This window comes from Intrasporangium sp. (assembly GCF_039812505.1).
GTDB lineage: Bacteria > Actinomycetota > Actinomycetes > Actinomycetales > Dermatophilaceae > Intrasporangium_A.
Genome location: NZ_JBDIAQ010000001.1, coordinates 22928 through 38109, shown reverse-complemented (window position 1 = coordinate 38109; position 15182 = coordinate 22928). Strand labels below are relative to the sequence as shown.

15 protein-coding genes are annotated in these 15182 nt (G+C 71.3%); 11 read left to right on the top strand and 4 right to left on the bottom strand.

Annotated elements, in window-relative coordinates; all coding sequences use genetic code 11:
- Positions 1-78 precede the first annotated feature (78 nt).
- The 4 genes from WMI84_RS00195 to WMI84_RS00180 all read right to left on the bottom strand — a co-directional run bounded on the left by WMI84_RS00195 (position 79) and on the right by WMI84_RS00180 (position 4043).
- Entirely contained in the window at positions 79-714 is a 636-nt protein-coding gene (locus WMI84_RS00195) for a peroxiredoxin (RefSeq protein WP_347349969.1), read from the bottom strand.
- A 150-nt stretch (positions 715-864) separates the two neighbouring features.
- Complete coding sequence (locus WMI84_RS00190; RefSeq protein WP_347349968.1) at positions 865-1914, bottom strand: hypothetical protein; 1050 nt, start codon at positions 1912-1914, stop codon at positions 865-867.
- Between the two features lie 344 nt (positions 1915-2258).
- On the bottom strand, positions 2259-3350 hold the full coding sequence (locus WMI84_RS00185; protein WP_347349967.1) for an inositol-3-phosphate synthase: 1092 nt from the start codon (positions 3348-3350) through the stop codon (positions 2259-2261).
- Positions 3351-3353: 3 nt separating this feature from the next.
- Complete coding sequence (locus WMI84_RS00180) at positions 3354-4043, bottom strand: PadR family transcriptional regulator (RefSeq protein WP_347349966.1); 690 nt, start codon at positions 4041-4043, stop codon at positions 3354-3356.
- 664 nt (positions 4044-4707) lie between these two features.
- Here WMI84_RS00180 and WMI84_RS00175 point away from each other — a divergent pair.
- From WMI84_RS00175 to rplI, 11 genes are all read left to right on the top strand, one after another.
- Positions 4708-6879 (top strand): transglycosylase domain-containing protein, encoded by a 2172-nt coding sequence (locus tag WMI84_RS00175; RefSeq protein ID WP_347349965.1) that lies wholly within the window; start codon positions 4708-4710, stop codon positions 6877-6879.
- Between the two features lie 7 nt (positions 6880-6886).
- Positions 6887-8248, top strand: coding sequence for a glycosyltransferase 87 family protein (locus WMI84_RS00170; RefSeq protein WP_347349964.1), 1362 nt, complete (start codon positions 6887-6889; stop codon positions 8246-8248).
- Positions 8249-8417: 169 nt separating this feature from the next.
- Positions 8418-9251 (top strand): alpha/beta hydrolase, encoded by an 834-nt coding sequence (locus WMI84_RS00165; RefSeq protein WP_347349963.1) that lies wholly within the window; start codon positions 8418-8420, stop codon positions 9249-9251.
- Positions 9252-9377: 126 nt separating this feature from the next.
- On the top strand, positions 9378-9707 hold the full coding sequence (locus WMI84_RS00160) for a hypothetical protein (protein ID WP_347349962.1): 330 nt from the start codon (positions 9378-9380) through the stop codon (positions 9705-9707).
- Positions 9708-9804: 97 nt separating this feature from the next.
- A complete protein-coding gene (locus WMI84_RS00155) occupies positions 9805-10314 on the top strand; it encodes a helix-turn-helix transcriptional regulator (RefSeq protein WP_347349961.1) in 510 nt (169 codons plus the stop codon).
- Between the two features lie 4 nt (positions 10315-10318).
- The gene (locus tag WMI84_RS00150) at positions 10319-10765 is read left to right on the top strand and encodes a MaoC/PaaZ C-terminal domain-containing protein (RefSeq protein WP_347349960.1); all 447 of its coding nucleotides are present in this window, start codon (positions 10319-10321) and stop codon (positions 10763-10765) included.
- Positions 10766-10924: 159 nt separating this feature from the next.
- The gene (locus WMI84_RS00145; protein WP_347349959.1) at positions 10925-12589 is read left to right on the top strand and encodes an alpha/beta fold hydrolase; all 1665 of its coding nucleotides are present in this window, start codon (positions 10925-10927) and stop codon (positions 12587-12589) included.
- Between the two features lie 244 nt (positions 12590-12833).
- Positions 12834-13121: a 30S ribosomal protein S6 gene (gene rpsF, locus WMI84_RS00140; protein ID WP_347349958.1), complete on the top strand. Its 288-nt coding sequence runs from the start codon at positions 12834-12836 to the stop codon at positions 13119-13121.
- 52 nt (positions 13122-13173) lie between these two features.
- A complete protein-coding gene (locus tag WMI84_RS00135) occupies positions 13174-13815 on the top strand; it encodes a single-stranded DNA-binding protein (protein WP_347349957.1) in 642 nt (213 codons plus the stop codon).
- Between the two features lie 126 nt (positions 13816-13941).
- The gene (rpsR, locus tag WMI84_RS00130) at positions 13942-14178 is read left to right on the top strand and encodes a 30S ribosomal protein S18 (protein ID WP_034722198.1); all 237 of its coding nucleotides are present in this window, start codon (positions 13942-13944) and stop codon (positions 14176-14178) included.
- Positions 14179-14210: 32 nt separating this feature from the next.
- The gene (gene rplI / locus WMI84_RS00125; protein WP_347349956.1) at positions 14211-14657 is read left to right on the top strand and encodes a 50S ribosomal protein L9; all 447 of its coding nucleotides are present in this window, start codon (positions 14211-14213) and stop codon (positions 14655-14657) included.
- Positions 14658-15182 lie beyond the last annotated feature (525 nt).

The window sequence follows — 15182 nt, the reverse complement described above, 5'->3', positions numbered from 1 at the left end:
GCCGAGTTCCGAGGATGACGTCGTGCCGCCCGGCGGGCGCGGTGCCCGCGCCCGCCGGGGCACGCGTGCGTCCCGGGGTCAGCGCGCCGGTTCGGCGGCGTAGCGCAGGTATGGCGTGAGCTCCTCGACGTCGCCGAACCGGTCCCTGGCCTCGGCGGTCGGGATGGCGGGCGCGATGACGACGCGCTCACCGGCGCGCCAGTCGGCCGGTGTCGAGTAGGGCCCCCGGTCGGTGGTCTGCAGCGCGTCGACGGCGCGCAGGATCTCGTCGAAGTTGCGGCCCACGCTCTTCGGGTAGGTCAGGGTGAGGCGCACCTTGTGCGAGCCGTCGATCACGAAGACGGACCGCACGCCGGAGGTGTCTCCCTCGCCTGGGTGGATCATGTCGTAGAGCTCGGACACGGCGCGCGTCTCGTCGGCGATGATCGGGTAGCCGACCTCGGAGCCGGCCACCTCGGCGATGTCGCGCTTCCACCCCTGGTGGCTCTCCAGCGGGTCGACGGAGACCGCGATGACCTTGACGCCGCGCCGCTCCCACTCGCTCTCCAGCGTCGCGACCCGGCCGAGCTCGGTGGTGCACACCGGCGTGAAGTCGGCTGGGTGGCTGAACAGCACCGCCCAGCTGTCACCCTTCCAGCTGTGGAAGGTGACGGTGCCCTCGGTCGTCTCGGCGGTGAAGTCCGGGGCGATCTCGCCCAGGTGCGGTGCGCTCATGCTGGTTCCTCTCGGGTGGGGGGCGCCCGGGGCGGCGCCACACGGCCGCCGCTATTGTGGACCGAGACATAGCACAACGTTATGTGTGTCCAAATACTGTGACGTGGGTCGATCGAGGCCGTGACGGTCCGGCCGGACGCCCGTTCGGCCTCAGCTGCGATAGGATCTGGTCGCCTTGGCCGACCAGCCGGGGCCCCCGGAGACCCGCACCTGGTGCCCGACGAGCCGGCCGTCCCCGATCGCCGTGGCCAGCCGCTTGGCCTGGCGCCGCGCGATGCTGTAGTCCGGGTAGGTCAGGGTGAAGGTCACCTCGACCGAGGCGGGGACCTTCTTCTCTCCCCAGCCCATGGCCGGGAAATCCTTCTCGCTCCTGGTCAGGCCGGCCGGCCTCGCGATGTAGGCCTGCAAGGCGGCCAGCGGGGCGCCGGCCCGGGCCTGGTCCGGGGCGACCCGGTCGAAGACGACCGTGAACCGCGGCGCCAGCCTGGTCCGGCGTGCCTCGACGGTCTTCGTCAGGGCCTCGCCGCCGCCGAGGTCCTGGGCCAGCTTGGCGGGGTTGGCGAGTGTGATCGACTCGCGGGCGCTGCCGCCGACGACGACGAAGGTGCCACCGCCCTGTCTGCTGACCGCGCTCTGGTCGATCGGGACCTGCTGCGCGCCGCCGGTCTCCAGGGCTCGGCCGAGCGCGACCCAGAAGTCGTGATGGGTGTCGGGGTCCGCCAGGTCGGCTCCGGTCTGCGCCACGTACTGCTGCATGAACTGGGCGAAGTAGGTGGCCGGAAGCCTGACCGGGTCGGGGTTGATCAGCACGTCGACCGTGATGTCGTACGACTGGGCCTGACCGCCGACGTAGGGGTTGCCGGACCCGGCGAACCAGGACACCGCGCCGAAGTTGCCCCGCTGCGGCTTGAACGGCGGGTCGCCCTTGAGATGGTTCTTCAGGACCTTCATGGCGTGCTCCGACTTGAGCCCGGTCTGCGTGACCATCCGCTGGACCGGGTTGGGCTGGGCCACCCGGCCGGTGACCGCCCGGTTACCGGCGAGCTGCTGCAGGGCGAGCAGCTGCTGCGGGGTGCTCGGGGGCAACCCGGCCGCTGTCGCGACGGCGGGCCGGGTTCCGCTCGGCGACGCAGGCTGGACCCGGCCGGTTCGTGGCGCCCGGGTGGGGTCGTCCGGCTCGACGGATCGTTCGTGGGACACCTGCGCCTCCCATGTCAGTGCGGGCCCGCGCACGCCGCGCCGGTTCGTGCGGCTGCACGCGCGGGCTGGTCCAGTCGAGCCGGCGCTGCGCGATGAGACGCCGGCCCAGGCGTGCTGCACGCGCGCTGGTCCAGTCCATGCTAGGCGTCAGACCAGCCGATCCGGTTGCCCGAAGAGGCGCTCTCGGGGGCCGTCGGCGGTGCACTTCGCCTTGCGGGAGGGTGCTGATCCAAGAACCTGTCGCGGTCGGCGGCCGGTGCGCGGTGGCCGTCCCGTGACGCACCCGAGCCCGCCTCCGTCGGGAGGCGGGCTCGGCGGCATACGGTCGGGACCGGGAGTCGACCTCAGCGCGACTCCTCGCCACGGATGAACGCCTCGAGCCGCGCCCGGCCCGCGGTGTCCTCGCGCTGCTCGGGCGGCGACTTCATCAGGTACGACGAGGCGGACAGCAGGGCCCCGGCGATACCGCGGTCCTTGGCGATCTTCGCCGCGCGGATCGCGTCGATGATGATGCCCGCCGAGTTGGGCGAGTCCCACACCTCGAGCTTGTACTCCAGGTTCAGCGGCACGTCACCGAAGGCACGACCCTCGAGCCGGACGTAGGCCCACTTGCGGTCGTCGAGCCACTGCACGTAGTCCGACGGGCCGATGTGGACGTTCCGGTCGTCCTTCTTGCCGGCCAGCGCGCCGTGCAGGTTGGACGTGACCGCCTGGGTCTTGGAGAGCTTCTTGGACTCGAGCCGGTCGCGCTCGAGCATGTTCTTGAAGTCCATGTTGCCGCCGACGTTGAGCTGGAAGGTGCGGTCCAGCGCCACCCCGCGGTCCTCGAAGAGCTTGGCCATGACCCGGTGGGTGATCGTCGCGCCGACCTGGCTCTTGATGTCGTCGCCGACGATCGGCACGCCGGCGGCCTCGAACTTCGCGGCCCACTCGGGGTCACTGGCGATGAACACCGGCAGCGCATTGACGAACGCCACCTTCGCGTCGATCGCGCACTGCGCGTAGAACTTGTCGGCCTGCTCCGAGCCCACCGGCAGGTAGGAGACGAGCACGTCGACCTTGCGGTCGGTCAGGACCTGCACGACGTCGACCGGGTCGGCCGGCGACTCGTCGATCGTCAGGCGGTAGTACTTACCGAGCCCGTCGAGGGTGTGGCCGCGCTGGACCGTCACCCCGGTGGTCGGCACGTCGCAGATCTTGATCGTGTTGTTCTCGCTGGCATCGATCGCCTCGGCGAGATCCTTGCCGACCTTCTTGTCGTCGACGTCGAACGCGGCGACGAACTCGACGTCACCGACGTGGTAGTCGCCGAACTCGACGTGCATCAGGCCGGGGACGGTGGTGGTGGCGTCCGCGTTCCGGTAGTACTCGACACCCTGCACGAGCGAGCTGGCGCAGTTGCCGACGCCGACGATGGCGACGCGAATGGATCCCATGGATCACTCCTTGTTCTCTGGGTGTGCGGTCTGGGGGTGGGTCTGGTCGATCGTGGGGTATGCCGCCGAGCCGGCTTCCGTGCTCGGCGCGCCCTCCGGGGGCGGTGGCGGCCCGCCCGGCGCCGGCGTGCTGCGTCGCTCGGCGCTGATCAGCTCCTCGAGCCAGCGGACCTCGCGCTCGGCGCGCTCCTCGCCGTGCCGCTGCAGGGCCAGGGTGTAGCTGTCCATCCGCTCGCGGCGGGCCAGCGCGGCGGCCCGGATGTTGGCCAGGCGCTCCTCCAGCCGGGAGCGCCGGCCCTCGAGGATCCGCAGCCTGACCTGCGCCTCGGTGCGGGAGAAGAAGGCGAACCGGACGTCGAAGTCCTCGTCGTCCCATGCGTCGGGCCCGGAGTGGGCCACGAGGTCCTGGAAGCGTTCCTTGCCCTGGGCGGTCAGCTCGTAGGTGATCCGGGCGCGCCGACCGCCCCGGGCCGGCCCGGGCGGCTGGGTCTCGCAGATCTGCCCCGCCGCGACCAGGCCGCGCAGCGCCGGATAGAGCGAGCCGTAGGACAGGGCGCGGAAGATGCCCAAGGCGGTGGTGAGCCGCTTGCGCAGCTCGTAGCCGTGCAGCGCACCGTCGTGCAGCAGGCCGAGGATCGCGAACTCGAGCAGCGCAGCACGTCGGCTCGGCCTGCTCGTGGGGGACCTCGGCATGCGGTCAGAGTACCGCAGATATATCGGTGCGATACATCCTCGCGTCTGGTTTGGGTCGGGCCGGTCCGCTCGTTCCGGCCGGCGCGTCGTGCGCGTCGTAGCGCCGCCCCGCAGTAGTAGCGGCGCCACGTCATGTCGCGGTGCGTGTGGCGGTGTCCTGCGTGTGGCCGTGTCATGTCGCCGTGCGGTCATGGTGCGGGTTGTCAATGGTCAGGCTCAGGTCCACGTGTTCCCACGGACGACCATTGCGCCACGAGCCTGCCGCTCCCGTGCTCGGCCCAGGCCTGCGAATCGCCCGATGGCGACCAATGGTCGTCCGCCGGTTCGCCGCCACCTGCGTCCCGCGACCCTCATCACCTGCTCCGCTCAGCGACGCAGTGGGCCCGCTGCTCCGCTCAGCGACGCAGTGGGCCCGCTGCTCCCCGTGGCGGAGCAGGTGATGAGGGCGTCCCGACCTTTACCGTCGCGGGCCGGTCCATCACCGCCTGTGCCCAGATCAGCACCCCGCCCGGCAGTGCCGTGCCGACAGTTGCGGCAGCTCGCCGCCGCGCCGGCTCCGGCACCACCGGCGGGGTTCGGGTTTCGGTGCGCGCGACGCGGGCGGTCATACTGATACGCGGCCCGGATCCCTCAACCGGGTCGATCCAGGACGGGAAGTGAGCCAGTGGCGCGAAGCAGGCAGGACGGGCGCGGCGAGCCGGCCGCGCCGGACGAGCGGCCCGAGCAGAAGCCGCCGCGCACGGGTTGGCGTCGCTGGGCCGTCCCGACGTTCAAGTGGGGCTCCCTCACGGTGCTGGGGCTGTTCGTCCTCGGCGCCATCGGGATCGGCGTGACCTACGCCCGGATGTCGATCCCGCAGCCGAACGACCTGGCCAGCGCCCAGCTGTCCATCCTCTACTACGCCGACGGCACCACCGAGCTCGACCGGATCTCTTCCGCCGAGGGCAACCGCGAGTCGGTACCGCTCTCGCAGGTGCCCAAGCACGTCCAGGACGCGCACCTGGCCGCCGAGGACCGCACCTTCTGGACCAACAGCGGGATCTCGATCTCCGGCATCCTGCGGGCGCTCAAGACAAGCGTCACCGGCGAGGCTCAGGTCGGCGGGTCCACGATCACCCAGCAGTACGTCAAGAACTACTTCCTGACCCAGGACCGGACCCTGGCGCGCAAGGGCAGGGAGATCCTGCTGGCCATCAAGATCGACAACCAGATGTCCAAGCAGCAGATCCTCGAGAACTACCTCAACACCATCTACTACGGCCGCGGGGCCTACGGCATCCAGAGCGCGGCCCGCACCTACTTCGGCAAGGACGTCTCCCAGCTCACCGTCGGCGAGGGCGCCGTGCTCGCCGCGATCACGAACGCGCCGGAGATGTACGACCCGGCCAACGGCGAGCAGGCCCGGACCAACCTCGAACGCCGCTACGCGTGGGTGCTGGACGGGATGGTCAGCCAGGGCTGGCTCTGGGCCGCCGAACGCGCCGAGTGGACCGAGCTGCCCAGGATCAACCCCCGCAAGGCGAATACCTACGGCTCCGGCCCGACCGGCTACATCACCGCCGAGGTGCGCAAGGAGCTCAACGCGATCGGCCTGACCGACAAGGACATCGACCAGGGCGGTTTGCGGGTCACCACCACGATCGAGAAGAAGGCGCAGGCCGCCGCGGTCACGGCGATGAAGGGCAACCTGCCCGACAAGGTCGACGGCGGCCTGGTCGCGATCGAGCCGGGCGACGGTGCCGTGGTCGCGATGTACGGCGGTGCCGACTACCAGAAGTCCCAGTGGAACGCCGCGACCCAGGCGATCCTGCAGGCCGGCTCGAACTTCAAGCCGTTCGCGGTGCTCGCCGCCGTCCGCGACGGCATCTCGACCCGGACGCAGTTCAACGGCAACTCGCCTCAGACGTTCCACGACGTGACGATCAACAACTTCGGCCACGTGTCCTACGGGATGATCGACATGCGGCGGATGATCGGCCGCTCGATCAACACGGCATTCGTGGCTCTCAACGAGGAGGTCGGCCCGGCCAAGACGAGGCAGGCCGCCATCGACGCGGGCATCCCGGCCGACACGGCCGGGCTCGACACGACCCTGACGAACGTGCTGGGCACGTCCTCCCCGCACGTGATCGACATGGCCTCGGCCTACTCGACGATCGCCGCGCAGGGCATCCGCAGCACCCCCTACCTGGTGAAGTCGGCGACCTCGACCACGTCCGGCTTCAGTTACGTCGCCACGCCGAAGACGACGCGGGCCTTCGACAAGGACGTCACGGCCGATGTCACCGACGCGATGACCTACACGGTCCGGCCCGGCGGGACCGCGACCAAGCTGCAGGGCCTGGACCGTCCGGTTGCCGGCAAGACCGGGACCTCCGAGGAGAACCGGTCCATCTGGTTCTCCGGGTTCGTCCCGCAGCTCGCCGTCTCGATCGGCATGTACAAGCCGGACGCGGCCGGCAACCCGACGACGATGACCGACGCCGAGGGCTACAACCTGACCGGCGGCACCATCCCGGCGGACATCTTCATGGAGTTCATGCAGCCGGTCCTGCAGGGCGTGCCCGTCGAGTCCTTCCCGCCCCGGGCCGGCGTCGGCGACAACCGGGTGACCATCGCGCCGACCACGCCCCGGACGGGTACCCCGACCGGCGCGCCGACCACGACCGAGGCACCCTCGACCCAGTCGCCGTCGCAGACCGGCCCCCCGGTGCCCACCCGGACCGTGCCGGCCCGGCCCACGCTGACCCGGCCGCCCACGCGGAGCCGGCCGACGTTCACGGTGCCCCGGCCACCCCGGCCCGAGGCAGGCGCGACCCGCTCCCGGGCGGGGTGAGGCAGGCGTGGCGCCCGACCCCGTCGCCCGGGCCGCCGCCGAGGTCATCGGGGGCCCGAGGGGACGGTATGCCGCCGAGCCCGACCCGCGCTGGCCGGTGACCGCGGCGATCCTGACCGCCCTCGCGGCCCTGCCGCTCGGCTTCGGGATCCTGCTGCGGGCACCCTGCCTGCGCACCCACTGGACCGGAACCGAGCAGTTCTGGGACGCCTGCTACGCCGACCTGCCCAACGCGTTCCGCGACGCGGGGCTGGAACGGGGGATAGCGGCATACCTCCAGGGTGGGGCGGATGCCCCGGTGACCGGGCAGCCGCCGCTGACCGGCGTGCTGCTCATGCTCGTCGGCTCCCTCGTGCCGGACGGGCGCGAGGGAGCCCGGATCGCCTGGTACTTCGCGCTGTGGGCGGTCGTCACCTCGGTCCTCGTGCTGGCGATGATCTGGATGGTGGCCGGCTCGCTGCGCCGGCCCTGGCTCGCGGCGCACGTCGCCCTGTCGCCGGTCGTCGCGCTCGTCGCGTTCATCTCGGCCGACGCGGTCGGGGTCGCGCTGGCCACGGCCGGCCTGTGGGCCTGGGGCCGGCGCCGCCCGACGACGGCGGGCGTGCTGCTCGGGCTCGCGATGGCCGCACGGTCCTACCCGGTGCTGCTGCTGATCGCGATCGGCCTGCTGGCCGTGCGGGCCGGGCGGCTGCGCGACTACCGGCGCACCGCCGGGCAGGCCGTGCTCGTGCTGGTCGTGGTGTTCGCCGCGACGTGGCTGCTCAACCCCGCCGCGGCCACGTCCGCCTACGCCGACTGGGCCACCGCCGGTCCGGGGTACGGCTCGCCGTGGCTGCTCCCGCAGCTGGCCGGCCACCCCCTCTCGGTCGGCGTGGTGACGGCGCTCGCCGTCTCGGGCTGGGTCCTGGCCGTGCTGCTCGGCGCGGTGCTGGCGCTGGCGGCGCCGCGGCGCCCGACGATCGCCGAGGTCTCGCTGGTCATGGTCGGGATCGTGCTGGTCACCGGCAAGTCCTTCACGGTGCAGAGCTCGCTCTGGCTGGTCCCGCTGGTCGCACTGGCCGCGGTCCAGTGGCGTGACCACCTCGTCTGGGCCACCGGTGAGGCGGTCAACTTCGTGGCCGTCTGGCTCGTCATCGCGGCCACCACCGTGCCGGACCGGGGTCTGCCGAACCCGTGGTACGCGGCCATCTCGATGCTCCGGGTGCTGGCCGTGCTGTGGCTGGTGGTGTCGACCTGGCTGCAGGCCCACGACCGGGCTGCTCCGGTCGGGCCGGGGGGAGCGCCGGAGGGGGAGCCGCCGGACGAGGTCGACGACCTCGCCGGGCCGATGGCCGGGGCCGGCGACGCCCTCGTGGTCCGCTTCACCTGACCGGTACGGCGGACCCGCGTGACCGCCGCCGGAACGGGTTGGCGAAGATGTGAACGGCGGCCGTGCCGGTCGGCGAAGATGGGGACCGGGAGCGCGTCCCGGCCGGACGACCCGCGCTCCGCCGCCCGTGCCGGCAGCGTCGTCAACAAGAGGGAGCAGCAGCATGGTCATGACCCGACCCTTCGCCCGGAGCGCCGACCGGTTCGTCGAGAGCACCGGCCTGGCCCTGCGGATCCGTGACGTCGGCGCCGGCCGGCCGCTGCTGCTCGTCAACGGGCTCGGCGGGCGCCTCGAGGGCTGGCAGGCGCTCGTCGACCGGCTGCCGGGCCGGCGCCTGGTCGCCGTCGACCACCCGGGGACCGGCCGCTCCCAGGCGCCGCGGTACCCGATGACGATCCGACAGCTCGCCGAGCTCTACCGCGACGTGCTGGACCAGCTCGGGATCGAGGTCTTCGACGTGCTGGGCTACTCCTTCGGCGGGATGATCGCCCAGCAGCTCGGCAAGGACCACCCGAACCGGGTCGCCTCGATGGTCCTGGTCGGCACCGCCTGCGGCTGGGGCGGCTTCCCGGCCGACCCGCTGGCGATGCTGGCGGTGACCAACCCGCTGCTCTACCAGTGCAAGGCCGTCCACGAGCTGTCCGCCCCGGTGCTCTACCGGGGCCGGGTCGGGCGCCACCCCGGCCTGCTCGACACCGAGCTGTCGGGCTGGAACGGCGCCCGCCCGTCGCTGACCGGCCTGCTCTACCAGTTCGCGGCCGGCTCGACGTGGTCGAGCCTGCCCTGGCTGGCCCGGCTCACCATGCCGACCCTCGTCCTGGGTGGCGACGAGGACCCGCTCGCGCCGGTGGCCAACTCCCGACTGCTCGCCAGCGGCATCCCGCACGCCGAGCTGCGGGTCATCGACCACGGGGGCCACCTGTTCCCGTTCGACCGCGCCCGGGTCGTCGGACCGATCATCACGGAGTTCCTCGACCGGCAGGCCGGGGTGGCCACGGCCTGACGGCTGCGGCCGGCCCGGCGACCCGCACCAGACGACGCGCGCGCCGGCCGCTTGACATAGTGAACACGAGGTTCGTACAGTGGAGAGGTACCGCTCAGTATCTCAATCACTACCAAAGGAGTAGTCATGGACAACGCTCAGGACCTCATCACCTCCGCCCAGGCTCAGGCGCTCGAGACGATCCGTACCGGCCAGGCCGCCGCCGTCGAGGCCGTGCAGGCGTGGAGCCAGGCCGTCGCCAAGTTCACCCCGCAGGTGCCGACCCTCGCGCAGGTGCCCGGTGCCAAGCAGGTCATGGGTGACCCCACCGCGATCGTCGACTCGGTCTACGACTTCGCTGCCCAGCTGATGGACCTCAACAAGCAGTTCGTCCACTCGCTGCTGCAGGCCGGCGCCGTCGCGACCGAGGCCGCCGAGCAGGCTCCGGCTGCCAAGCCGGCCGCCAAGAAGGCCTGAGGCGCGGCGCACGCCAGTCGTCTCCAGCGATTCGCCGGCAGGAGCCACCCGCAGCCGCGGGTGGCTCCTGCTCGTACCCGGAAGGCAGGATGCCGCGATGACAGGTCCGATCTCGGGCATGTGGGAGTCCCAGCGCGCCGCGATGGGCGCCTTCATCCGATCCCAGCGCGAGCTGGCCAACATGTCCCTGCGTGAGCTGTCGCGGGCCACGTTGGTCTCGAACGCCTATCTCAGCCAGCTCGAGCGCGGTCTGCACGACCCGACCCTGCGGGTGCTGGTCCAGATCGGCGAGGCGCTGCACCTGTCGGTCGAGGAGATGCTGCGCCAGCAGGTGCTTCCCGACCGCGGCCCGCAGCCCGCGGCGGGCGAGTCGGGTCCCGACGAGGGCGCCGGCGAGCCGGTCAGCGTGGAGACGGCGATAGCGCTCGACCGCGTGCTTGCCCCGGCCGAGAAGGAGGCCCTGCGCTCGGTCTACCGCAGCTACCTGCGGGCCGCCGCCGAGCGCGTGGCAACCGGTCGCGCCGACCACCCGCTCGGCCGGCCGGACCCGTCCGGCCCGGCCGCGGCACCCGGGGTAGCGCCGGACGCGGACGACGCGAGAGGCTGACGCCATGACACCAGAGCCGAAGCAGGAGCCGCCGGTCCGCGAACTTCCCGGGGCGGTCGAGTTCACCAAGACGATCACCGAGTTCGACGTCTACTCCTTCGCCGGCATCACCGGTGACTTCTACCCGGTCCACATCAACGCGGTGTATGCCGCCAGCCACCCGGTCGGCGAACGCGTCGCGCACGGCGCGCTGACCGTCGGGCTCATGTCGACCGTCGCGGGTCGGTGGATGCTGCAGAACGGCGTCGACGGCCTGTCGCTGGGCTACAACCGGATGCGGTTCACCAAGCCGGTGCGCTTCGGGGACACGATCAGCCTGGCCCAGGCGATGACCGCCCGGTCCGAGGACGGGCACCGGATCACCTGCCGCGTGGAGGCACGCAACCAGCACGACGAGGTCGTGGCGGTGGCCGAGCACCTCATCTGGGACGCCGAGCCGCCCGGGCAGTGAGGTACGCTCGGCAGGTGCCGAGCCCGCGACGGAGGGCAACCGGGACCCGTCCCGACGAGGTCCCCAGCGACGTCCCGACGAGTGACGTCCCGACGAGCACGGCGTGGCGTGGGTACACGCCCGGTCCGGTCGAGCTAGCAAAGTGATGGTGATGGTCCCATGGATCGAAACGAGCTGGAAGAGTCGGTCGGCGGAGCGATCTCGGTCGGTGCCGACGCGTTCGATCCGCTGCGGATGCGTGAGCTGGTCAAGCTGCTGACCCGGCCGGAGGTCCTGGCCACCGAGACGCCGCGGCTGCTCGCGGAGTGGGCCAAGGTCGTGCTCAACCTCTCGGAGATCGAGATCCCGACCCGCGACCCGCTCTACGGCGACCGGCGGTGGCGGGAGAACCCGGTGTACCGCCGGCTGGCGCAGGGCCACCTGGCTTGGACGCAGGCGGTCGAGCGGATGACCGCCCAGGACGACGCGGACTGGGAGAGCCAGAAGCGCACCCGGTACCTGACCGACATCTTCACCGGCGCGGTCTCGCCGGCGAACTTTCTGCTGACCAACCCGGTCGCCGTCTCCCGGGCGCTCGAGACCGGGGGGATGTCCGTGCTGCGTGGCATGCAGCACTTCCTGCGCGACCTGAAGGACAACCGGGGCATGCCCAGCATGGTCGACACGAGCCCGTTCACGGTCGGCGAGAACCTCGCCTGCACCCCGGGCGCCGTGGTCTACCGCGAGGACATCTTCGAGCTGCTGCAGTACAACCCGACCACGGAGCAGGTGCACCGGCGTCCGCTGCTGTTCGTGCCGCCGGAGCTGAACCGGCACTACGTGCTCGACCTCGCCCCCGGGCGCTCGATGGTGGAGTACGCGATCGCCAACGGCATGCAGACCTTCATGATCGTCTGGCGCAACCCGCGCGAGGACCCGTCGCTCGGGCACGGCGCGTGGGGCCTCGACGAGTACCTCGCCGCACACATCCGGGCCTTCGACATCGTCCGGGAGATCACCGGGGCCAAGGACCTCAACCTGGTGGGGCTGTGCGCCGGCGGGATGACCAGCGCGCTGGTGCAGGCCCACCTGGTCACCAAGGGCACCAACCCGGTCCACGCGGCCACCTACATCGTCACCATGCTGGATGCGCGCAAGCCCAACGGCGTCACCATGATGGCCACGCCGGGCATCTCGGGCGAGCTGACCAAGGCGGCGACGGACGCCAAGGTCTACAACTCCAAGCAGGTGGCGCACAACTTCGCCTGGATGCGGCCGAAGGACCTGGTCTACAACTACGTGATCAACGACTGGCTGCTCGGTCAGGATGCGCCCGCCTTCGACGTGCTGGCGTGGAACGACGACGCAACCAACCTGTCGGCCAAGTTCTCCCGCGACACGAACAGCATGCTGGCCAACCGCATGGTGGTCGAGCCGGGCGGGATGACCCTGCTGGGCACCCCGATCGACCTGTCCCAGGTCAAGTCCGACGGCTTCGTCGTGGCCGGACAGCGCGACCACATCACGACGTGGCGCCCCTGCTACATGACCAGCCAGCTGCTCGGCGGCGACAACCAGGTCGTCATCGTCAACAGCGGGCACATCCAGACCTTCGTCAACGCGCCCGGCAGCTCGCGCTACAAGTACCGCATCGCGCCCGCCGGCGGCCCGGACCCGGACGCGTGGCTGGCCAAGGCCGAGGAGCACCAGGGCTCGTGGTGGCCGGACTGGATGGAGTGGCTCCGGCCGCGCTCCGGGACGCGCAAACCGGCCCCAGAGGCCCTGGGGTCCGCGACGTACCCGCCGCAGGAGCCGGCCCCCGGCACCTACGTGCACGAGAAGTAGCCGCGCCCGCGTCGCGGCCCCGGGCGGCCGACAGCGAGGCGGCCGCCCGCGGTTTAGTCGTATGCCGCTCAACCCGGTAGTGTTGCCCACGTTCGCCGCGCGGGCCCTGCCCTGTGGATGACGCCGACCTCGTGTCGGCGCGATCTGTCAGGGTGGATCCGGGCCCCCCGGCAGGACGCGTTGCAACCCTCCTGTCACGGGAAAGACCCGCGACCGCCGAGACCAGAGGAGGTGGGTTGGAAGCATGCGTCAGTACGAGCTAATGGTCATCCTCGACCCGGAGACCGAGGAGCGCACCGTCGGCACGACGGTCGACAGGTTCCTCGCCGTGGTCAAGAAGGAGGGCGGCACCGTCGACAACGTCGACATCTGGGGCCGCCGTCGGCTGGCCTACGACATCAAGAAGAAGTCCGAGGGCATCTATGCCGTGGTCAACTTCACCGCCGAGCCGGCCACTGCGCAGGAGCTCGACCGGCAGTTGAACCTCAGCGAGTCGGTCATGCGCACCAAGCTGCTGCGGCCCGGCGCCTGATCCACCGTGAGCCAGCTGCTACACCCATCGAAGGACTGAAACGGAGCCCCGCATGGCAGGCGACACCGTCATCACCATCATCGGCAACCTGACCGCCGACCCCGAGCTGCGGTTCACGCCCTCGGGTGCCGCAGTGGCCAACTTCACCGTCGCGTCCACCCCGCGCATGTTCGACCGGAACAACAACGAGTGGAAGGACGGCGAGACGCTGTTCCTGCGATGCTCGATCTGGCGTGACGCGGCCGAGAACGTGGCTGAGTCACTCCAGAAGGGCATGCGGGTGATCGCCTCCGGCCGCCTGAAGTCCCGGTCGTACGAGACCAAGGAGGGCGAGAAGCGCACCGTCATCGAGCTGGAGGTCGACGAGATCGGCCCATCCCTGCGCAGCGCCACCGCCAAGGTCAACCGCACCCAGCGTGGCGGTGGCGGTGGTTACGGCGGCGGCGCGCAGCAGCAGGGCGGCGGCTGGAGCGGCCAGCAGCAGGGCGGCGGTGACGACCCTTGGGCCGGCGCAGGCCGGTCCGACTCCGGCGGTGGCTGGGGCGGCAAGCAGCAGGGCGGCGGCTGGGGCCAGCCGGGTGCCGCGAGCTCGGGCCAGCCCGGCGGTGGCCAGCAGGGAGCCGGCCAGACGGCCGGCGGCCAGCAGGGCGGCTGGGGCAGCAACGCCCCCAACTACGACGAGCCACCGTTCTAGCCGCACCGCACGCCCGGCCGGAGACCTCGCCGGGTGCGCCGCTCACGTCGTGAGTGGCATACCGATACGTACCGATCCATCCCGGGGTGACCGGCCCCGGGCTCTCAACCGAAGGAGAGCACCACGATGGCCAAGCCCGCCATTCGCAAACCCAAGAAGAAGGCCAACCCGCTCAAGGCGGCGAAGGTCGAGAACATCGACTACAAGGACACCGCGCTGCTGCGCAAGTTCATCTCGGACCGCGGCAAGATCCGGGCCCGTCGGGTGACCGGGGTGTCGGTCCAGGAGCAGCGCCTCATCGCCACGGCCGTCAAGAACGCCCGCGAGATGGCCCTGCTGCCCTACTCGAGCTCGGCGCGCTGAGCCGGCTCGGGACGAAGCAAGGAGAAGCAGCGATGAAGTTGATTCTGACCCAGGAGGTCACCGGTCTCGGTGCCGCCGGCGACGTCGTGGAGGTCAAGGACGGCTACGGCCGCAACTACCTGCTCCCGCGCGCCCTGGCCACGCCGTGGACCAAGGGCGGCCAGAAGCAGGTCGATGCCCTGATCAAGGGGCGTGCGGCTCGTGCCATCCGCGACCTCGACACCGCCAAGGACGTCAAGGGCCGCCTCGAGGCGCAGCCCGTCCAGGTGGCGGCCAAGGCCGGTGCCTCCGGTCGCCTCTTCGGCGCGATCTCGAGCGCCGACATCGCGACGGCCGTCAAGGCGGCCGGTGGTCCCGAGCTCGACCGGCGCAAGATCGAGGTGACGCACGCGATCAAGACGGTCGGCTCCTACGAGGCGACCGTGCGCCTGCACCCGGAGGTCGCGGCGACGGTCCGGTTCGAGGTCGTGCCTGCCTGAGCGGCGACAGCCACGAGGCCCGGTTCCGTGCTGACCGGGCCTTGTTGCCGTGGGCGCGGCCGAGCGCCGGGCACGGGGGTGCAGGCCGAGGTGCTGCGCCGGGCCGAGCCCGACCGGGGCGGGGAAACTGACAGGGCACGTTCAGGTTCCCTTAAGGTTCGGACGCCATAGTCGGTCATGTGAGTTGCTCCTGAATGACTCGGTGGCCAACCTCCCCCTGTCGGGTCATCGAGTCCAAGGGCACCCGCTCCTGCTGGTCGAGTTCGGCGACGTGGCCAGCAGGGGCGGGTTCTTGCGTTTCCGGACCAAGCTCCGGTGCCAGGCCCGTGCCGCTGCCGCGCCGGCCACTGCCTGAGCCCGTCGCTGCGCCCCGGCCGCGCCCTGGCTGGTCCGGTGACTCGTTCGCGAGCCGCACGCGGCGCCCGTGGCAGGACCCTCACCCCCTGCTCCCCACAGTGGAGCAGCGGGCCCCCTGCTCCCCGCAGTGGAGCAGCGGGCCCCCTGCTCCCCGTAGCGGAGCAGGTG